At 60.8% G+C, this 22,176-nt stretch carries 14 protein-coding genes; 4 read left to right on the plus strand and 10 right to left on the minus strand.

Going from position 1 to position 22,176, the window contains the following annotated elements; genetic code table 11:
- Positions 1-14: 14 nt before the first annotated feature.
- From H6650_17645 to H6650_17665, 5 genes are all read right to left on the minus strand, one after another.
- On the minus strand, positions 15-1,244 hold the full coding sequence (locus H6650_17645; protein MCB8953834.1) for an ABC transporter permease: 1,230 nt from the start codon (positions 1,242-1,244) through the stop codon (positions 15-17).
- A 162-nt stretch (positions 1,245-1,406) separates the two neighbouring features.
- A complete protein-coding gene (locus tag H6650_17650) occupies positions 1,407-2,714 on the minus strand; it encodes an ABC transporter permease (GenBank protein MCB8953835.1) in 1,308 nt (435 codons plus the stop codon).
- 1 nt (position 2,715) lies between these two features.
- Positions 2,716-3,657, minus strand: a complete 942-nt coding sequence (locus H6650_17655; GenBank protein MCB8953836.1) for an ABC transporter ATP-binding protein — start codon at positions 3,655-3,657, stop codon at positions 2,716-2,718.
- A 131-nt stretch (positions 3,658-3,788) separates the two neighbouring features.
- On the minus strand, positions 3,789-4,277 hold the full coding sequence (locus H6650_17660) for an MGMT family protein (protein MCB8953837.1): 489 nt from the start codon (positions 4,275-4,277) through the stop codon (positions 3,789-3,791).
- Between the two features lie 41 nt (positions 4,278-4,318).
- Positions 4,319-5,257 (minus strand): hypothetical protein, encoded by a 939-nt coding sequence (locus H6650_17665; protein ID MCB8953838.1) that lies wholly within the window; start codon positions 5,255-5,257, stop codon positions 4,319-4,321.
- A gap of 320 nt (positions 5,258-5,577) precedes the next feature.
- Here H6650_17665 and H6650_17670 point away from each other — a divergent pair, with 320 nt between their 5' ends.
- From H6650_17670 to H6650_17685, 4 genes are all read left to right on the plus strand, one after another.
- On the plus strand, positions 5,578-8,700 hold the full coding sequence (locus tag H6650_17670) for an alpha amylase C-terminal domain-containing protein (protein MCB8953839.1): 3,123 nt from the start codon (positions 5,578-5,580) through the stop codon (positions 8,698-8,700).
- Between the two features lie 286 nt (positions 8,701-8,986).
- The gene (locus H6650_17675) at positions 8,987-15,049 is read left to right on the plus strand and encodes an Ig-like domain-containing protein (protein ID MCB8953840.1); all 6,063 of its coding nucleotides are present in this window, start codon (positions 8,987-8,989) and stop codon (positions 15,047-15,049) included.
- Positions 15,050-15,330: 281 nt separating this feature from the next.
- Positions 15,331-15,789 (plus strand): hypothetical protein, encoded by a 459-nt coding sequence (locus tag H6650_17680; protein MCB8953841.1) that lies wholly within the window; start codon positions 15,331-15,333, stop codon positions 15,787-15,789.
- 107 nt (positions 15,790-15,896) lie between these two features.
- Positions 15,897-17,159, plus strand: a complete 1,263-nt coding sequence (locus tag H6650_17685) for an MFS transporter (GenBank protein ID MCB8953842.1) — start codon at positions 15,897-15,899, stop codon at positions 17,157-17,159.
- On the opposite strand, the gene H6650_17690 is transcribed toward H6650_17685, so the two are convergent.
- From H6650_17690 to H6650_17710, 5 genes are read right to left on the minus strand one after another with little or no spacing between them, the layout of a single operon-like run.
- Positions 17,139-17,798: an HAD family hydrolase gene (locus H6650_17690; protein ID MCB8953843.1), complete on the minus strand. Its 660-nt coding sequence runs from the start codon at positions 17,796-17,798 to the stop codon at positions 17,139-17,141. The two genes, H6650_17685 and H6650_17690, sit on opposite strands and share 21 nt — an antisense overlap.
- 49 nt (positions 17,799-17,847) lie before the next feature.
- A complete protein-coding gene (locus H6650_17695) occupies positions 17,848-18,513 on the minus strand; it encodes a hypothetical protein (GenBank protein MCB8953844.1) in 666 nt (221 codons plus the stop codon).
- A 29-nt stretch (positions 18,514-18,542) separates the two neighbouring features.
- Positions 18,543-19,472: a carbohydrate kinase family protein gene (locus tag H6650_17700; GenBank protein ID MCB8953845.1), complete on the minus strand. Its 930-nt coding sequence runs from the start codon at positions 19,470-19,472 to the stop codon at positions 18,543-18,545.
- A 44-nt stretch (positions 19,473-19,516) separates the two neighbouring features.
- Positions 19,517-20,824, minus strand: coding sequence for an SPFH domain-containing protein (locus H6650_17705; GenBank protein MCB8953846.1), 1,308 nt, complete (start codon positions 20,822-20,824; stop codon positions 19,517-19,519).
- 1 nt (position 20,825) lies between these two features.
- Positions 20,826-22,079, minus strand: coding sequence for a hypothetical protein (locus tag H6650_17710; protein ID MCB8953847.1), 1,254 nt, complete (start codon positions 22,077-22,079; stop codon positions 20,826-20,828).
- Positions 22,080-22,176: the final 97 nt, after the last annotated feature.

Raw genomic sequence — 22,176 nt, forward strand, 5'->3', positions numbered from 1 at the left:
AACCCGGTTTCTATCTACTCAAAACGAAAACGCCACGCCGCCAGCGCCCAAAGACCAATGGCGTAAAGCAGCAGAACCCCCGCCGCCGTCAGCACCGAGTCCAACCCCAAACCACGCACGGTAATGTCCTTGAAGCCGTCCATCACCCAGGCGATGGGCGTGAGGTAGGCGATGCGCTGCACGGAGAGCGGCGTAAACTCCAGCGGCATCCAGGCCCCACCCAACCCGGCGAGGATGAACATGGGCACGAGGGAGTACACCACGGCCTGTTCTTCGCTCTTGGACAGTGCGCCGATGAGGAGACCCATGCTGGCGGCGAAGAGGGCGGTGGTGATGACCATGAGCAGGGTGGCGACGGGTTGGCGGAAGTAGGGGAGCCGCAGCAGGAGTTGGCCGAAGAGGATGAGGATGAGGATCTGCGTGATGATCAGGATAAACATGGCCAGGTAGTGCCCGGCCAGAATGCCGGCACGGGACATATTCGTGGTCAGCAATCGGCGCAACGCGCCGCTTTTGCGTTCGATCACCAGCACCTGGGACGCCGTAATCAGCCCCGCCAGGGCAAACTGGGCCATCATGCCGGGAGAGGAGTGGGCGAAGGCATTGTCGCTATACACATCCCCCGCGGTTGCCGGCATGGCCCCCGTGCTACTGACGCGCACCTGCACCGGCGACTCGCTCCACGCGGCCACGGCGCGAGCCACGGCCTCGTCAAAATAGGCGCGCCGGGCCTCTTCGGCGACAACCACGCCCTGCGCGGCGGCTGTTTCCGTGCTGATTTGCGCCGCTTGCAGGGCGTCTAACAAGCGGGTGGCGGCGGCTTCCACTTCCCCCTGGAGCGTGAACCCGGTCGTGCCCGCCGGGTCGGCGATCAGGGTGACGGGAATGGGGTTGCCCGCTTCCATTTTGGCGCTGAAGCCGTACGGGATGACGAGGGCGGCGGCGAGGTCGCCGTCGGCCACTTGCGTGGCGAGGGTGTCCGCGTCGTTGTCGGTCGGTTCCAGGCGCAGCACGTCGGATTGTTGTAGCAGGGTGATGAGGTGGTGGGCGGCAATGCCGGCATCTTCATCCACCAACGCCACCGGCAACCGCGCATCCTCGTCCCCGCCGCCGCTGCTGAACCCGCCAAAAGCGAAGCCAAACAACAACGTGAACACCACGGGCATAATCAGCAAAAAGAACGCCGACTGCCGTTCGCGCAAAATCTGGCGCAAATCTTTTACCGCTAAATCCAGAATCCGCATCTTCTTTTCCTTTCGCCAAGATTGAGTTCACTGAAAAAACCGGGTTTTTCGAGTGTCCGGCCGAAATTACCAGAGTGGTTCATGTGTAAAAACCCGGTTTTTGGCCTTTTTTCAGTAGAGTCAAGATTGGTTCATTCTTCAAGAATGAACCAATCTGGAGAGTCAGGCGAAGCGCCGCTGCAAGCGCCAGAGAGCCACGGCCACAAACACAGCCGACCACGCCAACAAGCCCGCCAACGAAGGCAGCAGGTCCGCGGGCACGCCGCCGTTCATGGCCGTTTGCAGCCCCTGTACCGCCCATCCCTGCGGCACGACGAGGGTGATTGTTTGAATGGTGGGCGAGGATTGGCCGCCGGTGAAGATGGTGATCATGCCCAACATGCCGGTGAGGGTCAATACGCCGCCGTAAATGGCGCCGCTCTGCCGCGTGCTCTTGACCAGGGCGGCCAGGAACAAGCCCGTGGCGGTGGCGATGAGGACAATGCCGGCAGCCGCCAGCACCACCGCCAACGCGCCTCCCCACTGAATGCCAAAGACCAACCATCCAAAAAACATCAACACCGTCACCTGCACTATCAACGTCACCACGGTCCCCAACGCCTTGCCCCCCAAAATGACGGGGGTGGGCGTCGGCGTGGTGAAGAGACGCGCCAGTGTGCCCTTTTCTTGCTCCACCAGAATCGATTGCAGCGTGCCTGCTCCGGTGAAAAAGGCGAAGAAGATCATCATGCCCCCCATGATCTGTCCCAGAATCTGCGCCAGCAGGTTGTCGTCGCCGGCTGCTCCTGGCGGCGACTGCGCCACGACCAGCGGCGCGGTGGTCTGGGATTGGGACATGGCGGCGGCGGTGACGTCGGCGACCACTTTTTGCGCCAGTGCCGCGTCAATGGGCACGCCCGATTGCGCCAGTTGCCCCAGCGCCGCGCCGGTCCCCACTTTTGGCGCGGCGAAGCTGTCGGCGAACTGGTTAACCAGCGACTCGACGATGGCCGGTCCCAGCGTCAGGGTGGGGTCGTGGTACAGTTCGATGGCGGCTGATTCCTCCGGCAGCATGAGGGCGTCGGTGAAGTTGGCGGGGATGATGATGGCCACGTTGGCTTCCTGGTTGTCCACGGCCAGGCGCGCGGCGTCGGCGTCCGCTGCTTGGGTGACGATGAGCAGGTCGCTGAAGGCGTCGCCTTGCAGGATTTGCGCCAGCAGGTCGCCCATGGAGGAGACTTGTGCCAGATTGAGGGGAGAGGCGGGTTCGTCGGGGAAAATGCCGGCATTTTCCGGCAACTCCCCCTCATCCAAATTCACCACCACCACCGACGTTTGCGGCAGCGTGAAACTATCTCCCTGTCCCACCCCGCCAAACAGAAAAGAAAACAGCGTCGTCACCAGGATTGGCACGACAAACATAAACATGATGCCCGTGAGGCTGCGGAAGGATTGGCGCATATCCTTGATGGCAACGTGCAATAGTTTCATCTCAATCCCTCAATGCCCGCCCCGTCAGGTGCAAAAACACCGTTTCCAGATTCGGCTCTTGAATATCCACGGAAGTGATCCGCCTGCCCGCGACCGCCGCCATTTCAAAAAGATGGGGCAGAACCAGGTTGCTATCCCGCGCCAGCAGCGTGATCAGGCCATCTTCCGCGCTCACCCGCGACACGCCGTGCACCTCTCGCCAGCGCGCCATCAACGCTTCGTCCGGCTCATTGACGCGCAGATTGATGCGGTCCTGCTCTCCCACAATCTGCACCAGTTCCTCGTGCGTGCCGCGGCCAATGATTTCCCCCTTGTCCATGATGGCAATGTGGTCGGACAACTCCTGCGCCTCTTCCATATAGTGCGTCGTGTAGAGGACGGTCGTTCCCTGGTGGTTCAGGTCCTTCACGCCATCGAGAATATGGCGGCGACTCTGCGGGTCAATGCCCACGGTTGGTTCGTCCATGATCACGATGTCCGGCTTGTGCAGCAGCGCCACGCCGATGTTCACGCGCCGCTTCATGCCGCCGGAGAACTTCTCCAGCCGCCCTTTCTGCCGATCCGCCAGGCCGATCAGGTCCAGCACCTCGTCCACGCGCCGCGCCAACTCCGTGCCGCGCAGTCCGTACATCTTGCCCCAGAAATCGAGGTTTTCCCGCGCCGAGAGGTCGTCGTAGAGGGCGATTTCCTGCGGCACGACGCCCATGCGCGACTTAACGGCTCGCGGCTGCCGGATGATGGAATTGCCCAGGATGGTGGCGTCCCCTTTGGTCGGTCGCAGCAGGCAGGCGAGCATGGAGATGGTGGTGCTTTTGCCGGCGCCGTTTGGTCCCAGCAGGCTGAAAACTTCGCCGCGTCCGACATCGAAGGAAACGCCTTTGACGGCGTAAACCTCGCCGAAGTTTTTGTGCAATTGGTCTACGTGAATGGCTATTTCACTCATGGGTGTTCTCCGTGGAGCCGGTGCGTTTTAGGCCAATCCAGGAAAACAACGATCCAGAAAAGGCATGGTTTTCCGGATTGGCTTGAGGCTTTCTCGGTACGGAATGGGATCATTCAGATTCCGAAGAAGCCTTAGGCGGCGGGTTGAAAAAGGTGCCGCATAAAATCCTGGACAAAGGCTTTTTTGCCGCTTTGCCGGATATGGAAACCTTCTTTTTCCAGAAGTTGTCTGTGTTGCGCAATGCCGCCCGGGTATTTGGTGTTTAGCTCGCCGTTATTCTTGATGGTGCGCCAGTAGGGGAGTGTTTCGCCGGCTTCCACGGCTGCATTGGCGGCGGTGACGATGGCGATTCCGGTGGTGAGGGTGCAGCAGTATTGGGCGTTGTGGTGGCTTGCCAGATGCCGGCATATCTCCCCCAGCGTGATCAATTTGCCCCGAGGAACCTGCGCCATCATCTCGTACACTTCCTCCGGGGGAACCAGGACAACCGTATCGCCCGGTTTTGCGCCCGCTTTTTGCAGCGCCCTGGCGCAGGGAAGCCCGGGCGCCAGCGAGATAATCTTGGGGAATCCCGGCGGTCCCGCCAGTTTCTCTTGCCACGTCTTCTTTTTGTAAGCCATTGCTAATGTCTCCTCACCTTTCCGATGGAGCACGCGCCAGCTCATGCAAAATGCCGCGACACCCTCATCGCCCGCAGCGTGTTCCAGCGGCTGGGCTGTCCCGGCTTTTCCATTGCAAAATGGATCTGCCCCGGATGGTTCGCTTGCAGCGGCCATGTACCATCCTTGCGCCGCTTCTTTTGCAGCACATCCAGCGCATCCTGCATCCGGGGATCGTAGGCCACGCCCGCCACCCGAAAATAGTCCAGGGCGCGCAAAATGTCGTAGTACCAGCGCGAGGGAAAAGAGAGAACCAGAAATTGCGGCTTGATGATTTCGCCCGTGCGGTCCGAGCGGAACAACCTGTGCTGCAAGATAAACGCGCGAGCCGGCTGCGCCGCCGCTTCCAACTCGTCCACGCGGTAAGTGTACCCGTTTTGGCGGTATTCGTGAATGCCTTCTAGCACGGAAATGGTCGTGTGCAGCGAGCTATGAACGGCTCCCGAACGGTTCGACTGGCAGTTGAAGCCGCCATCGGCCATCTGCTGCGCCAGCAGAAAGTCTACGATGGATTCCAATGCCACCGCCGCGGCGCCGAAGTAGGCGGCATAGTTGAGGAACATCCCATTGATGCAAACGTCGCTGGCTTTGATAGAGGCTGATGGATTGATGCCGCCATCTTTTTCCTTTTGTTGCTCCAGAATTTGGGCCACGCTCTCACGGATGAGAGGATGTCGTGGCGAGAGTCCCAGGTGCTTCAGGTCCAGCAGAGTATAGTGGGTTGAGGTCCATTTGGGGGAATAGAAGCCTCTTCCCCAATGGCCTTCCGCCCGGCGCAGGCGCAAAAAGTGCGCGCCCCAGCCCTCGTGCGCGATGCGGCGGCGTAGATCGGGGCGCTCCTGGTCCAGCAAATCTCGCTGGACCTGGTACTGAATCGCCACGTCCCCCGCCAGCAGCCATTCGATAAGTTGCTCCGTGGTGAAGGATTGTGTTTTCCGCATGGGATGCCCTCATGGATAGTTGCTATTTAGATTGGTTCATTCTCCCAGAATGATAACTGCTAAGCCGGATTGGACCAATTTTCTCTGGTGAAGTTGGTCTAATTTCCAGAGAGCGTTAGTCGTTGCCTTGTTTCTGAAAATTGTTGACACTTGAGCGTTCTTTGCTTACAATGTTGTTGACTAGTTAACGATTGACCTGGCAATGAATTGGGGTTTTGTTGCCGGCATTCGTGCCTTACCCATCGTCCTACATAAAACGCTGCGTCTCGCCGGAGAAAGCGCTTCTCCCGGCCCGACCGCCACAAAACGGGAGTAACCATATGTCTCACCTGTCCGCCACCCGCGTTCGCGGTTACCTGTTGGCTTCTTTTCCCCTGATCGTCCTCCTCTCCCTCTTGCTCTTTGCCCGCCCCTCGCAGGCCGCCCTCGGTTGGGTGGGCAACATGTATCCTACGGGTGGGTCGCTGACCACAATTAACGAAGGGGATCCCTTCGCCGTCTACTTACAAGTATACAAGGCCGGCGTGACCGAGCCACCCGGTCAGGGGGCGGACATTAGCTGCACGCTGCATTGGGGCCAGGTGGATAACTTCGGCGGACCCTGGACCAACATCACGGACACGCCAATGACGTATAACGTGGATATTGGCAATAATGATGAGTATATGGCGGGGTTGGGGTTAAGTGCCGGCATGTACGAATTCACCGGCAACTGCACCGACGAAACCGACGGCAGCGTCACCTGGCAGCAAGCCGGCAACGGCATGGTCCAGGTGCAGGCCACCGGCCCCACCCCCACCCCTACGCCGCCCCCCCTCCCCACCGACACCCCCACCCCCGGCCCCTCCCCCACGCCCACCATCACCCCCACGCCCGACCCCAACGCCCCTGACCGCACCGTGATGGTCCATCTATTCGAGTGGAAATGGAGCGACATCGCCCAGGAGTGTGAAAACTTCCTCGGCCCGAAAGGGTTTGCCGCCGTCCAGGTCTCCCCGCCGATGGAGCATCGCGTCATCGAGGGCATGAACTACCCCTGGTGGCAGCGGTATCAGGCCGTCAGCTACCTGATCCAGAGCCGCAGCGGCACGCGCGCCGAATTCGACGACATGGTCGCCCGCTGCGCCGCCGCAGGCGTGGACGTCTACGTAGACGCCGTGATCAACCACATGAGCGGCCTCAACCCCAACGAGTGCGACACCGGTTCTGCCGGCACGCCAATTTGCGAAGCGGGCAATGTCGCCACCTACCCCACCGATCCCGGCCAATACAGCCTGCAAGACTTCCACATGGACCCCACCTCCAGCCACACCTGCAACCACAACATCAGCAACTGGGGCGACGCCTACGAAGTGGAAAGCTGCGAACTGCTGGGCCTCGATGACCTGGACACCAGCGAAAGCTACGTACAAAACGAAATCGCCGGCTACCTGAACGACCTGGTGGGCAACCTGGGCGTGGCCGGCTTCCGCATTGATGCCGCCAAGCACATCAACACCAACGAACTGCACACCATCCTCAATCTGATCAATGGCAGCCCCTACATCTTCCAGGAGGTCATCCAAGACGGCCTCACCGACGGCGGCAATTACCTGCAAAACGGGGATGTCACCGAATTCCGTTACACGCAAGAAATCGCCAACCGCTTCCGCTTTGGCCCCATCGAAGCGTTGCAAGGGCTGGAAAACTGGTGGCTGCCTGACAGCGGCGCCGTCGTCTTCGTGGACAACCACGACAACCAGCGCCACGGCAGCAACATCATCACCTACAAAGACGGCGACCTCTACCAGATCGCCAACGTCTTCATGCTCGCCTACCCCTACGGCTCCCCCAAACTGATGTCCAGCTACTACTTCACCAACCCCGACGCCGGGCCGCCCACCAACGGCGGCGGCGACACCAAATCCGTTTACGACGGCGGTGGGAACCCCACCGGCTGCAACCAGGCGGATTGGGTCTGCGAACATCGCCAGACGGGTATCGCCAACATGGTCGGCTTCCGCAACTACACCAAAGACAGCTACTACGTCTCCGACTGGTGGGACAATGGGTACGACCAGATCGCTTTTGGTCGCGGCGGTGATGGTTTCGTGGTCATCAACCGTAGTGAAAACGCCCTCAGCCAGACGTTCCAGACCAGTATGCCCGCCGGCCAATACTGCGACGTAGTTCACGGTGAATTGACGCCGGACGGAACTTCCTGCACGGGGCCGATTATTGCGGTGGACAGCGCGGGGCAGATTGTTGACCTGTCTGTGTCGGGCATTGACGCCGTCGCCATTCACGGAGGCGCCAAAATCGGGGCTATCACCCCCACCCCCACCCCCACCCTGGGCGCGCTGCCCGACCTGCTCCCCATCGCCATGTCCATTGAACTGGAAAACCCCGGCTGCTTCATCCCCGGTGACAACCTGGGCGTGCGCGTTTGGGTGCAAAACAACGGCGCGGCGGCCGCCCCCGCCTTCGTCGTAGACGTCAACGGCGCGCAGCAGACCGTTGCCGGCGGCCTGGCCGTCGGCGCGTCCACGTCCCTTTTCTTCCCCGGCTACAACACCTTCCCCGATCCCAACGTGGCCGTCGCCGACGCCACCTTCCTCGTCCCCGAAAGCAACGAAAACAACAACACCCTCTCCCAGGTGCTGCCCGTGCCCACGCCGCCCGTGCCCTGCACCCCCACCCCCACGCCCCAACCGACGCCCACCGTCGTCGATGACGTCAGCTACACGATCCAGTATGATGGCTGGAGCGGCGGGCAGGCGGCGGGCGCCTGGGGCGGCGGCTACCGCGCCACATCCACGCAAAACCAGTGGCTCGCCTACCGCACCACGCAGCCGACGAGCAGCATCACCCTTCTCGTCTGCCAGGGACCAGACCTGGGCATCGCCTTCCCCCTGATTGACGGCGCTTTCCAGGGCATCCTGGACCTGTACGCGCCCACGGCCGCCTGCAACGTGCCCGTCACCTACAACGGCCTGAGCAACAGCCTGCATACCATCGTTTTTGTCGCTTCCGGGCAGAAGAATCCCGCCTCCAGCGGGCTGGCCGTGCGCTTCGATGGCCTGCAAGTGGGTGGCAACACCATTGACGACAAGAATCCCGGCGTGATCTACAAGGGATGGAGCGGCCTGGCGTTGGGCGCGGCCTACAACGGCAGCACCCGCCTCTCCGCTACCCCGAATGCCGCCGTTCAGTTCACCATCAGCGGGTCGCAGTTCACCTGGATCACGACCAAATGCGCCATGTGCGGGCAGGCCGCGGTTCTGGTAGACGGCGCGCCCGTGGCCCAGGTTGACAACTACAGCCCCAACTGGCAGTTCCAGGCGGCACAGGTTATCTCCGGGCTGTCCAACGGGACGCACACCATCCAGATCGTGGCCCTGGGCACGCACAACCCCAATGCCACCGGCAGCCTGATCTTCTTCGACGGCTACAGTATTCCCTGAGCCTCCCTTCGTTCGTCGTGCTGGCGGGTTGCCGCTGAAAGAACTGTGGCAGGCCGAATAACCCGAAAACCTCCCTCTACGGGAGGTTTTCTTTTTCCCGCCACTGACGAAAGTTATCATTTTTCCTGGCGTGGGAACCTTTAAGCTGCCATCAACGTTTTTTCAACGGCAAACTGTTATAATGTTTGTGATGTTGTCACATCTTTGTGGCCGCATTTTCCCACAGCCAGAATTGCCCCTTGACGGCTTGAACAATTTTCGACTGACTTTTGCGGAGAACAACGCTATGCGTACCAAATCCCTGACCATTTTCTTTCTCATCGCCTTCCTGTTGGTGGCAACGTTGGGAGCCTGCCGTAAAGAGGAAGAGCAGACGCCTACGACTATTCCTACGGCGATTGTGCCCACGGAAGTGAGCGCCACGCAGGTTCCTCCTGAGAATACGGCGGTTCCCGTGGCTACCGCGACTGCCGGCATTTCCGCCACCGACATCAACTGGCCCCCACAAGTCATCTACAGCAGCCCCGCACCCGGCGAAGAAGCCCTCCTGGACGGCGCGATCACCATTCGCTTCGACCAGCCCATGGACCAAAACTCCGTCGAAGCCGCCTTCCAGGTACAAAGCGAAGACGGCCAGCCCGTCAGCGGCAGCTTTAGCTGGCCCCGCCCGGATACCGTCATCTTCACCCCGGCGGCCAAACTATCGCGCCAGAGCAAATACCAGGTGAACATCAGCGACACGGCCACGGGCCTTCAGGGGCAGCCGCTGCGCCAGGCAGTGGACCTGAAGCTACAAACCGTCGGCTATTTGGAAGTGAGCCAGGTTTTGCCGGCCGATGGCAGCAAGGCAATCGACACCGACGCCGCCATCACCATCATCTTCAACCGCCCCGTCGTGCCGCTCGTCGCCACCGGCCAGCAAGCCAGCCTGCCGCAGCCGCTGCAAATCCAACCCGCGACGCCGGGCAAGGGGACCTGGGTCTCTTCCAGTATCTACCGCTTCGTCCCCGACGCCCCTCTCGCGGGTGACACCGCTTACCAGATTAGCATTCCCTCCGGCCTGGCGGACATCACCGGTGGCCTCCTGGCCGATAACTTTACGGCGCAGTTCACCACCGTATCCCCCACCGTCGTCAGCATCGATCCCTCTGACAACACAGCCAACGTCATTCCCACCGAACCCTTCACTGTCACCTTCAACATGCCCATGGATCGCGCCAGTGTTGAGGCGGCGGTACGCCTGACGCCCAGCACGGCAGTAACGTTCAACTGGTCCGCGGATGGCCGTGAGGTCATTATCCAGCCACAGGACTTATTGCAATTGGGCGTGATTTATACGTTATCCGTTGGCCCCTCCGCCCGATCCGCTACCGGAGAAGCCACTATTGGCGCCACTTTCAGCAGCAGTGTGACCACCGTGCCCTTGCCGCGCGTGGTTTCCGTGACGCCGCGCAATGGCGCGACGGCGGAGCGGTATCAGAGCGGCGCAGCCATCCAGTTCTCCGCGCCCATGAATATGGACACGCTGGAAGACCGGGTGCGCATCGATCCACAGCCGGACAGGGTCAACTACTACTTCAACGACTATGACTTTTCTCTCTACCTGGATTTTCCCCTGGAGCGCAACGCCACCTATGAGGTGACCGTGCCGGGCACGGCTGCCGACCCCTATGGCAACACGCTTGGGCAGGATTATACCTGGCGTTTTAATACGCCGCCCTTCGACCCTATTGCGTCGCTCAATCTGCCGCAGTGGGTGAGCCAGGTCAGCACCAGTTATCCCAGCGACGTGGGCGTGATTTATCGCAATGTCAGCCGCATTGACGCTGGTTTGTATGACCTGGGTTTGCCTATTAACCTGCTGGTGGAGCCGTATTCTATCTACAATTATGAGCCAGATGTGCCGGCATTAAACACCTGGTCCGAATCCGTCTCCGCGCCGCTTGATCAGGCGGATGTGTACAACCTCTCCCTGGCAAATGGGGGCGCGCTGCCCACCGGGGTCTACCTGGTAACGGTAGCTGCTCCGGAAACCAACACGGATCAGCAGTACTGGCAAAACCAGAAGGTGCTGCTGATTGTGGCGGATACCAACCTGGTGGTAAAGCAGACGTTTGAGGCAGTCTATGTCTGGGCGACCGATCTGGACTCCGGGCAGCCCGCCGGTGGCCTGTCGCTGACGCTCTACGACGCCTATGGCGTGCGGCGTGGCGCGGCGGCGACGGATGAGAATGGTCTGGCGCGCTTTGACTACCAGACCGGCGAAAGTTACTTGCAGCAGGTGACTGTGGTCAGCAATGCGCCCGGTCAGGCCGGTTTTGCCGTGGCGAACACCAACTGGAATGAGGGCGTGACGCCGTGGAGCTTTGGCCTAAACGTTGATTGGGGACCGGAGCAGGCGCCGTTTGCCTACGTGTACACGGACAGACCCATTTACCGGCCCGGAGATACCGTCCATTTCCGGGGCATCGTGCGCGATCCCGGCTACGCTCGCTACGCCTTGCCGCGGGAACAGACGCTGACGCTGGGCATCGGCTTTGTCTACAACTATGGCGAGGCGGATTATTCGCGGGAAGTGACGTTGGCTGCCGATGGCACATTCTCCGGCGACTATACGATTCCCGAAACGGCGGAGTTGGGTGTTCACCACATCTTCTTCCAATCGCCGGCCATCAACGTGGAGCGCAACTTCACGGTGGCGGAATATCGCAAGCCGGAGTTCCTGGTAACGGTGACGCCGCAAAAGACGCAAGCGCTGCGCGGCGAGACGGTGGACGTGGTGGTGAAGGCGGAATACCTGTTTGGCGCGCCGGCTACCGATTTGGCTCTGAATTGGACGGTTTACGATCAGGCGTACTCGCTGCCCTGGGAGGGTCCGTACTATAGTTTTAGCGCGGACGACAGCCCGTTTTACTTCGGCGGCGGGCCGGCATTTGGCGGCGGCGGTTATTATGGCGCGTCGCTTCTCAGCGGCCAGGGGCATACGAATGATGCCGGGGCGTTTGTGTTGACGTTGCCGGCATCTCTCCTCAAGGATTCCTCCGATGGCAGCCGCCAGGTGACGATTGAAGCGACGGTCACGGACATCAGCGAATTTCCCATTACGGCACATGCCGGCATCATTTTCCATGCCGCCGACACCTACGTGGGCGTGGCCGGTGCCGACTACATCGTCGGTGCCGGGTTGGAGGCCAGCGTCAACCTGATCACCGTCGATTGGAACAGCCAACCCGTTCCCAACACGTCCGTAGACGTTATCTTCTATCAGCGCGAATGGCAAAGCCAACGCACCCAGCAGTACGGCCAATACACCACCAACTGGGTTCCCGTAGACACCGAAATGGCCCGCGACAGTGCCACGACGGACGCCAACGGCAAAGCCACCGCCAGCTTCACGCCCGCGCAAGGTGGCGCCTACGTCGTCAAGGCCACCGTCACCGACGCCGGCGGGCGCACCCAAACCAGCATCACCTACCTTTGGGCCACCGATCCCAACTACGCCGGCTGGCGCAGCGACCCGAAAGAGCGGTCAATGGACCTGGTCGCGGATAAACAAGCCTACCAGGTGGGTGACTCGGCGCGCGTGCTGGTGCAGTCCCCCTTTGCCGGCCCTGTGCGAGCCTGGTTGATCGTGGAGCGCGGCGACGTCATCGAGCAAAGCGTCGTCACGCTGAATTCCGCCAGCGACGTGCTGGAACTCCCCATCACCGACATCTACGCGCCGAATGTGTTCGTCTCCGTGACCGCGGTGAGCGGAAGTGAGGGGGGCAACAGCTACCCGGACATCCGTATGGGCATCATGGAGCTGAAGGTGTCGCCGGAACGACTGACGCTCAACGTGCAACTGACGCCGCGCGATACGCAGTTCGCGCCCCGCGACACGGCCATTTTTGACATCAAAGTGACCGACTATAAGGGGGATGGCGTGCCGGCAAATCTCTCTCTGGCGCTGGTGGATGTGGCCGTCCTCTCCCTGTCGCCCGACAACGCGCCCAATATCGTTGACGCTTTCTACGCCCGCCAGCCATACCGCAGCCAGGTCGGATCAGGCCTGTTCATCTCCGGTGAAGGCCTCGCCGTGGAAGTTCCCGTGGAAGTGCTGGGCTTCGGCGGCGGCGGCGGCGATGGATTGGCATCGGCCGATTCGGTGCGCCTGCAAAAAGAAGATGATGAAGACGTGCGCCAGGAATTCCCGGACACAGCTTATTGGAGCGCGAGCGTGACGACCAACGCCGCGGGAGAGGCGACCGTGGAAATCCCCCTGCCCGACAGCCTGACCACCTGGCGCTTGAGCAGCAAGGCCGTCACCGATGACTCCCTCGTGGGGCAGAGCAGCGTGGAAGTGAAGGTGTCCAAGCCGGTGCTGATCCGCCCCGTGACGCCCCGCTTCTTCACCGTGGGCGACGAGCTGATGCTAGGCGCGGTCGTTCACAACAACACCGGCGCGCAAATCGACATGCGCGTCAGTCTGGCGGCGCAAGGCGTGCTGCTGGCGGATGCGGCGGAGAAAAATGTCACCATTGACGCCAACAAATCCCGGCTTGTGCAGTGGTCGGTGAACGTGCAAGATGTGCGCTTCGTGGACCTCACCTTCCGCGTCGAAGGGGGCGGCTACAGTGACGCCACCAAGCCCGCCTTTGGCGTGCAGCCGGGCCAGTTGATTCCCGTCTATCGCTTTGACGCCGAAGACGTGGTGGGCACGTCCGGCGTGCTGGACGCGAGCGGGCGCGTTGTCGAAGGCGTGCTGCTGCCGCCCAACGTGGACACCCTCCGCGGTGAGGTGCAGGTGAAGCTGAGTCCCTCGCTGGCGGCGGCGCTGCTGGAGGCGCTGGAGGCCATTGACAACAATTACAATGAGACACTGATGTGCGCGCACGGCCTGATGGACGAGATGCTGCCGAACGTGGCCACCGCGCGGGCGCTGAGCGAACTGAATCTGCAAGACGAGGGCCTGGCGGCGCAGCTAGACGCGCTCGTGAGCAAGGACTTGCCCCAGATCGAACAGCTACAGCGCGCGGATGGAGGCTGGGGCTGGTGCTTTGCGCCGCGAACAGATCCTTACCTGACGGCGTATGTGCTGCTGGGCCTGACGAAAGCGCAAGACGCCGGCTATGGCGTCACGTCCGCTGTCCTGGAAAAGGGCATTGCCTATCTCACGCGCCAACTGCGCGCGGCTACCCGCCTTACGAGTGCCGGCGACGTGAATCGCCAGGCCTTCTTCCTCTACGTGTTGGCGGAAAATGGCGAAGATGTAACCGTGAGTCTCGACGAGATGTTTAACAGTCGCCGCGACCTGCTTGATCCGTATGCGCAGGCGCTGCTGGCCCTGGCGTATGAATTAACCAGCAATGGCGGCGATAATCAGCAGGCGCTCCTCTCTGACCTGAGCAACAGTGTGATCATCAGCGCCACGGGCGCGCATTGGGAAGATGGAGAGCCAGACTGGTACAATCTGAACAGCGACATCCGTGGTACGTCCATGATCCTGGATGCCTTTGCCCGCATTGACCCGACCAATGCGCTGGCGGAGCGAGCGGTGCGCTGGCTGATGACGGCGCGCCAGGCCAGCGTGTGGGAGTCGGGCCAGCAGAATGCCTGGGCCATTCTGGCGCTGACGGATTGGATGGCGGCTACGGGCGAGTTGGAAGCGAACTACACGTACTCGCTGGCGGTGAACACGGAGGTGCTGGATCAGGGCCGGTTCTCCGCCGACAACATCACGGCGGTCAAGGCGTATGAAGTGCCCATCTCTGACCTGTCTCTCACGGACGTGAACTACTTCTTCTTCCAGAAAAATGAGGATGCGGGCCGCCTTTACTACACGGCGCACCTGGACAGCTTCATTGACGCCAACGCGGTGGAGGCTGTCAGCCGTGGCGTGACGGTGCAGCGGACGTATTATGACGCCGCCTGCCAGCCGACGGAAGAGCAACCTTGCGCGCCGCTGACGCAAATCGCCGCCGGGCAGCAGGTGCGGGTAGAGTTAAATGTGGTTGTGCCGCATGATCTCGTTTATGCGATCGTTGAGGACCACTTCCCGGCGGGCGCGGAGGCGATTGATCCCGGCTTGCAGACGAGCGCGGCGAGCGCAAATGCGACGGTGACGCGCACGGATGAGGCGTATCGTCCCGGTTATTGGGGCTGGTGGACCTTTAATCGCATCGAGTATCGTGATGAGCGGGTGTTGTTTTTCAGCGATTTCTTGCCGGCAGGAACGTATCTCTACAGCTACACGATGCAGGCGACGATTCCGGGGGTGTATCAGGTAATGCCGGCAACCGCCCGTGAAGAGTTCTTCCCCGAACTGTTTGGACGCAGCAACGGTCTGGTGTTTGAAGTAACGCCATAGTCCACGCTCGCGCAACGTAAAAAGGGGCATGACGTGGCCCGCTGGCTGCGTCATGCCCCTGCCGCTTTCCGGCAGTGACGCGCAATTACCTTCCAGGAAGCTCTAAGCTTCCTGGAAGGTAGCTGATGACAAATGCCACCTGACAGATAGGGCAAAACGGTTTATAGTTGAGGGACACGGCATCGTTCCTGGATGCGTGTGCGTTTTGTTGTTTCCCCCTCACCGGCCCTTTCCCGCATGAACCTTCCCACAAGATCCCACAGCCTGCGCAAGGAGACCTCATGGATTTGGTAGAATTATTGGAGACGAGACGCGCTGAAATTTTGATGGATGCCGGCATTTCCCAATCCCGCTCCCATCTCGTTCAATATGACCCCGCCGAACGGCAAGAAAGACAGCAACGTCTGCGCACCCTCTACAACCTGGTGCTACGCGGCGTCCGCGTCCGCGACCTGGAGGCGCTCCGCGATTACATGGAGACCATTGCCCAGGAGCAGTACGCCGCCGGCTCTGATCTATACGAAGCGCAAATGGCCTTGAATGTCCTGGAAGAAGCAATCTGGCATCATATCGTTGTGAGAATGCCGGCATGTGCCTACAGCGAGTCCATTGGCCTGATAACAACCGTCCTCAGCGCCGCCAAAGACACCCTGGCGCAAGCCTATATAGCCCGCGCCTGTAAAACCGACACACTCCCCCCGAACAGACTCGAACTTTTGGAAACCGCCGACCACGTCTGATACCCGCTTCGCGTTTTATCTTTAACGGCCACGCCTCGCGCGGCACGAATTCCGCGCCGGTTACGAGAGGGCCGCGCTGCTCACCATCTTCCGCGCCTGAATCCCCCATGCCCGATACCTCTGTCTCCTCGCCATCCCCGCTGCCTGACCGGGTTCCCCCCTGGCGGCGGCTGCCCCGCAATGTCTGGGCCGTCACCCTGACCAGTTTCTTCACGGACATCTCCAGCGAGATGATCCTCAACGTGCTGCCCCTGTTCCTGGCGAACGTGCTGGGCGTCCGCACCAGCGTCATCGGCCTGATTGAAGGCATCGCGGAAACCGTTGCCAGCCTGCTCAAACTATTCTCGGGCTGGCTCTCGGATCGCCTGGGCACGCGCAAATGGCTGGCCGTTTCCGGCTACGGCATCTCCACGCTCGCCAAGCCGTTTCTCTATCTGGCCGCCACGTGGCCGGGCGTGCTGGCGGTGCGCTTCGCCGACCGCCTGGGCAAAGGCGTGCGCACCGCGCCGCGTGATGCGCTGGTGGCGGATAGCATTGCGCCGGCGCATCGCGGCCTGGCGTTTGGGCTGCACCGGGCGGGCGATACGGCGGGGGCGTTGGTGGGGGTGCTGCTGGCGCTGTTGGTTGTATGGACCACGCAATCGGGGGCGCTGGCTTTGAGTCGAACGACGTTTCAACGGCTGGTGGTGTGGAGCTTGCTGCCGGCATTTCTCGCCGTCATCATCCTCGCCACCTACAGTCAAGAAGTGCCCATTGCCGGTCGGCGACAACCCCCACGCTTCACCTGGCGCGGCCTCGACGCCCGTTTCCGCCGCTTCATGCTCGTCATCATCCTCTTCACCCTGGGCAACTCCGCCGACGCCTTCCTCATTTTGCGCGCCCAGGAGCGCGGCCTCAACGTCCTCGGTGTGCTGGGAATGCTGGCGACTTTCAATCTGGTGTACGCGCTTGTCTCCGGCCCTGCCGGCATTCTTTCCGACCGCGTGGGTAGGCGGCGACTGCTCGTGGGCGGCTGGCTCGTCTACGCGCTGCTCTACCTGGGCTTCGCCCTGGCGCGCACCGCCGCCGCCGTCTGGCTGCTATATGGGCTTTATGGCATCTATTACGGGACGGTAGAGGGTACGGCAAAGGCCTACGTGGCCGACCTGGTGCCATCGGCTCAGCGTGGCCTGGCCTACGGGGCCTACAACGCGGCTGTGGGGATTGCGGCATTTCCGGCCAGTTTTATTGCCGGCATCCTCTGGCAAGGCATCGGCTCCTGGTCCGGCTTCGGTCCCCAGGCCCCCTTCCTTTTTGGCGCCTTCCTCGCCTTTTGCGCCATTCTCCTCTTCCTGGCGCAGCGCCCCGCCTTAACCCCACAGTCGCCCTAATTCCCCCGTACTCGGCAAGATGGCGTGCGCCCCCGCGCGTCGCAGTTCCCGCTGCTCCCCAAACCCACACAACACCCCCACACTCCACGCCCCCGCGCGCCGCGCCGCGCGCACGTCCACTGTCGTATCCCCCACCATCAGGCACTGCGCCGGGGACAACCCCAACCCCGCCGCCGCAGACCGCACCGGCTGCGGATGCGGTTTCAGGCGGCGCGTGTCCTCCGCGCTGCACGAGATCGCCACTCGCGCCGAGATAGCCGGATATTGCGCCAGAAAATCGTCCACGTCGCGGCGGCTGCGCGTCGTCACCAACCCCAGGCGATAGCGACCATCAAGCGCGCCCAGCATCTGGGAAACGCCCGGAATCAGGTGGAAATGCGCCGCTTGCGTTTGCCATCGTTCCTTCAGGCGGAAGATAGGCTGATCCAGGTGCAGCAGATCAAGCAGGGTGATGGCCGCGTTACCGGGCGTCTCCACCTTCATGATGATGGTGCGGGCCAGGCGGGTGGCGCGCGCCGGCGAGAGAAAAGAGAACCGTTGCGCCAGTTGGCGCACGGCGACATCGTCGCTGTCAATGAGCGTGCCGTCCAGGTCGAACAGAATGGCCTGGATTTTCGCGGTAGGGATGGGATGCGTCATAGAAGAAAAGAAAAACCCGGTTTCTGGAAGAAACCGGGTTTTTGTCCAGTCAAAAGGGCCAGGAGGATAAAATGACAATGGCCAGGGCGGTGATGGTGAGGTTGTCCAGCCCCCAGATGGAGACGGCTTCGATCAGGGTCGTTCCCAGGGAGACGATGAGGGCGGGTATGAGAGCTTGTGTGGGCGATAGTGCCGGCATTCCCGGCAGCAACCACAGCGCCAGCCACGTAAACGCCAGGCAAGCCACGAAAAAACCCAACGACCCCTCCAGCGTGCGCCGATGCCCCCACACCGCATACGGATGTCGGCCATACGCCTGCCCAATGACCGGCGCCAACCCGTCGCCCCAGGCCAGCGGCATCAACGCGGCCACCATCAGCGGCGGGCGCTGCCAAAAAATGAGGACCACGACCGCCGCCGCCAGGGGGAAGTAGACCGTGCCCAGGTTGGCCTCATCGGCGCTGGCCATAGAGGCAAAAAAGCCGTAACGCCAGTCGAGGTAGTTGAGGAGCATGAAGCCGGCGCAGGCGACCACAAAAGGCCACGGTGAGTCGAAAAGCCAGGGCAGCGCCCAACTCAACATGCCCACGCCAATGTGGATGACCTTGCGCGTAAAACCGCTGCCGTAGCTGCGCCAGCGCCGTAGCCCTTCGGCCAGGCCAATGATGCCAAAGATGTAAGCGAGACAGACGATGAAGCCGACGGTGTTGTTCATAGGGGCGGATGGAAACGTTCTGTGAGGCGCTAGACGATGAGATGCTCGTAGAGCATGTCCAGGCTGAGGTTAGGGACAACGGTTTCGCTCGTTTGCAATGTGAGGCTGGCGGCGGCGGCCCCGAGGCGGATGGCTTCGATTGCCGGCAATTCATTCACCATACCAAACATAATCGCGGCGGTGACGGCATCGCCCGTGCCCGTGCTGTCCACCATGCGCGTGTAGCTGGCGGGGATATGTCCCGTTTCCTGCGAAGTGGCATACACCAGCCCAAAATCAGACAGCGTCACCACCGCGTTGTGCACGCCCGCGCGCACGAACTGCCGTGCTAATTCAACGCTGGCGTCCGGATCATAGCCGGCGAAATCCTCGTTCAGCAGCGTGGCCGCTTCTGCTTCGTTGGGAACCAGCAGGTGTAGATGGGGGAGATAGGGTTTCAGTTTGTACGCCAGACGGGTTGACGTCGGATCGGCGCACAACGGCACGTCGTATTGCCGCGCCAGGTTAAAGACCATTTTCCACGCATCAACGCTCAAACTGCAATCCGCCATGACCATGCACGCATCCCGAAACAGGCGGCGGCGGTCATAGAGGTAACGGCTGGTGATTTGCTCCATCACGGACACGTCATCCAGGGCCACGGACAGCCCGCCGTCGTCGTCCAGAATGGCGATATAGGCCCCTGTGTGATGTTCTGGCTGTACCAGGACGTGCTCTACGTTGACGTTGGCGGCGGCGGTTTGCCCCAGCAGCCGCTGCCCGGTGGGATCGTCCCCGATGGCGGAAATCAAGAGTACGTCCGCCCCCAGACGACCCAAATTCTCGGCCACGTTGCGGGCCGTGCCGCCGCGTGTGTGCTTGATATGTGCCGGGTTGGACGTGCCTGGTTCCAGGCCAGCCAACGGCTTGCCTTTGGTATCCAATAGGGTTGCCCCGATAACGAGAATGTGTTCGGCCATGCGTCTGCCTCCTGGGAATCAGGGGAGCCAACGGTTCCCCGCCTCTATTGTCCCTCGTCTTGCCGGGATTGCAATTGCCAGCGCAGTTCGCGCAGTTGGCGCATCACGTCCGGCATTGATTCCTCCGGCCCAATGTCTCCGGCCAGAGATTGGCGGGCCATGCTTTCCAGCGCGTCAATCAGGCGCAGCGCCGTGATGTATTGCCGGTAATCGTAGTCGGCCTCATTTTGTGCCTGACGGATTCCATTGGCAATGGCCTTGAGCATGTCTACTCTGGCGTTGGCGCGGGCTAACTCAATTTCGCGCAATGAGTCTATCTGACCTTCGGCCAGGTCGGTGAGCCGATGATTTTCTAAAGGGGCGCGCCAGTTGTCAATACGCTGCGTGGTGATGGCTTCAGGTGGTTCCAACGATCCCAGGCGCACGCTGAGAATTTCGATGCCATATCCCCGCAGGCGTTGGCCGGCGCCCTGTCTTATTTCCCGCACGAGATCGGCGTGTGGATCGGCGCTTGGTGGATCCGAGGCGATGAGGTCGTCTAAATTCCGGTTGGCGACGGCCTTCTGCAATTGGTTGACCGCCTGGGTTAAAGGCAAGCCGTGCCAATCGCTGATGCTTTTGGGCAGGACGGCCTGGGCGTAGGCAGCATCACGGACAGCTTCTTCGCTGAAGGGATATGGTTGGTTGGTGGTAGGCAAGTTGCCGCCGCTGTTGAGGCAATAGGTGATGCTCAGGCTGGTCGTCATAGGAATGCCGTCCTGAGTGATTAACGGCACATGGGCATTTTCTTGTTCGTGTGCTTGCAGATCGAGAATGGCATAGATACGCTCAAACGGGACCAGATTGTGTATGCCGGGTCCGAGAACGCGCCGAAAATGTCCGTTGTATTCGGTGACAACAACGTCGCTGCTGCTGACGAAGACGCGCGCGGGGCCGCCAATGCGTAAATCGCTGTATTGCTGGCGGTCTTGTAGCAAGGTGTCTGCTCTGAGGATGATGAGCGGTCCACTGCCGGTTAGGAGGCGATTCAATAAATTGCCGGCATTTTCTCTGTCTGGCAGGTCATAAAGGTTTTGCAGGAGAATAACCGTGCTGTAGCGAATGATCTGCCAGCCGATGATGACGGGGATGAGGTGACGCAAAACTCGCAGTGAAATGAATTGGGCGGAGAAGGTAACGAAGTTTGTTAAGGTATCCAGTGAAGGGAATCTTTGGATGGCTGTGAGCCACCACCCAGGTGGAGTATTGATGAGGTATACTCGTTCTATGTAGCGGGCGAGTATGAGCCAGTAGAAGAGAAGCAGGAGGTATAATACGGGCTTGACCCATGGCTTGGGCTTGAATGCCGGCATTCTATTCCCCCCCATCTCCCGTGATCGTCCCGTCAATCGTTGTTCGCAGGCGGGAGAGCGCCAGCAGGACGTCAGCCGTTACCCGGGATTCACGCACATCCTGGGCAATCGCCTGTTCCATTGCCTGGAGAACGTGCATGATAAAGACCTGCGGCGGATCGACACCCGTTTCTTTGATCGTGTTGAGGCTCTTGGCAACATTGATAATAACCTCACGTTGCACTTCCGCCTGCGCGGCAACCGTTTTCTCTACCATATTCTTGGTGACGGTGGCTCTTTCCCCATTAACCTGTTTCTGCCAGTTGGCCTGGCAATTCTGGATACGTTGTTCGACGACGTTTGCCGGCAGATCGAGTAAGCCAACACTCACACCGATGATGTCGATCCCTTTGGGGGCGAATTGGTCGCGTAGTTGCTCTTTGAGCTGTCGTTCAATGACAGGCAGAAGATTGTCGGCGGCTGTGTGGCTGCCGTAAATCTGGTCCAGGTTGTAGCAGGAAAGCTGGGCGATGAGGCCGGCAACGGCCTGGGGGCAGACGCGCTCCGACCAGGGCAGAAAGTTGCTGCGCTGATCGACGCTGCCGGCATAACTGACCCGAAAAACAGCGTCACGATCATACGGAAATGGCAGACGCTCGTCTGTGGGCGGGACCGAAGGGCGGCGTACCTGGAAAATGACCGTCACGGATGTGTTGATGGGGATGCCATCACGGGACCGTGCCTTCACCTCCTGGCGACGGATATGGCGGCGCAGGTCAATCACGTGGCGGATGGTTTCACCGGATTCCAGACGCACGTAGCCAGGCCCGGCGGCGCGGGAGAAGCTATTGCCGCGGGCCAGGGCGAGGGCGATGTGGCTTTCTAAAATGCCGGCACGTACCGAACGAAAACTGGCCGGCAGCTCCTCCAACGGGTTCGGCGGCGCATCCTTGCTGTTTGTCGCCACCGGCTGCGCTTGCCCCAACAGCCGCCGCAAACTAATCGCATAGAACGAACCCAGCAAGATGAGACCCTCCTCCCATTTTGCCGGCAACAAAAACTGCGCGAAATACCCCACCCCCAACAAAAACGTCACCCCAAGCGCCATCATCCAGATAACGCTGCCCAACCCCCGCAGCGGATATTTCAGCGCGTCTTGCAAAACATAGCCAACCACCCCCACCAACACAAAAGCCCCCCCTAACAACCTCAAAACCTGCGTAGGGTTGGTGGTTGATGCGGTGGCTTTCTTTCGCGGCTTACGCTTTGCCTTCAAGGCTGTACCCCTCAGAAACCATTGATCGTTTCAGCGACAAAGACCAGGATGCCGGCCAACAAAATAACAAGCTTGCGCCAGTCCCCGCCGTGGTAAT

This window comes from Ardenticatenales bacterium, assembly GCA_020634515.1.
In the GTDB taxonomy this organism is placed as follows: Bacteria; Chloroflexota; Anaerolineae; order Promineifilales; family Promineifilaceae; genus JAGVTM01.

Excerpts from the sequence above, each read along its gene's own strand:
- H6650_17645 (MCB8953834.1), bottom strand. The coding sequence starts at position 1,244 with ATGCGGATTCTGGATTTAGCGGTAAAAGATTTGCGCCAGATTTTGCGC.
- H6650_17650 (MCB8953835.1), bottom strand. The coding sequence starts at position 2,714 with ATGAAACTATTGCACGTTGCCATCAAGGATATGCGCCAATCCTTCCGC.
- H6650_17655 (MCB8953836.1), bottom strand. The coding sequence starts at position 3,657 with ATGAGTGAAATAGCCATTCACGTAGACCAATTGCACAAAAACTTCGGC.
- H6650_17660 (MCB8953837.1), bottom strand. The coding sequence starts at position 4,277 with ATGGCTTACAAAAAGAAGACGTGGCAAGAGAAACTGGCGGGACCGCCG.
- H6650_17665 (MCB8953838.1), bottom strand. The coding sequence starts at position 5,257 with ATGCGGAAAACACAATCCTTCACCACGGAGCAACTTATCGAATGGCTG.
- H6650_17670 (MCB8953839.1), top strand. The coding sequence starts at position 5,578 with ATGTCTCACCTGTCCGCCACCCGCGTTCGCGGTTACCTGTTGGCTTCT.
- H6650_17675 (MCB8953840.1), top strand. The coding sequence starts at position 8,987 with ATGCGTACCAAATCCCTGACCATTTTCTTTCTCATCGCCTTCCTGTTG.
- H6650_17680 (MCB8953841.1), top strand. The coding sequence starts at position 15,331 with ATGGATTTGGTAGAATTATTGGAGACGAGACGCGCTGAAATTTTGATG.
- H6650_17685 (MCB8953842.1), top strand. The coding sequence starts at position 15,897 with ATGCCCGATACCTCTGTCTCCTCGCCATCCCCGCTGCCTGACCGGGTT.
- H6650_17690 (MCB8953843.1), bottom strand. The coding sequence starts at position 17,798 with ATGACGCATCCCATCCCTACCGCGAAAATCCAGGCCATTCTGTTCGAC.
- H6650_17695 (MCB8953844.1), bottom strand. The coding sequence starts at position 18,513 with ATGAACAACACCGTCGGCTTCATCGTCTGTCTCGCTTACATCTTTGGC.
- H6650_17700 (MCB8953845.1), bottom strand. The coding sequence starts at position 19,472 with ATGGCCGAACACATTCTCGTTATCGGGGCAACCCTATTGGATACCAAA.
- H6650_17705 (MCB8953846.1), bottom strand. The coding sequence starts at position 20,824 with ATGCCGGCATTCAAGCCCAAGCCATGGGTCAAGCCCGTATTATACCTC.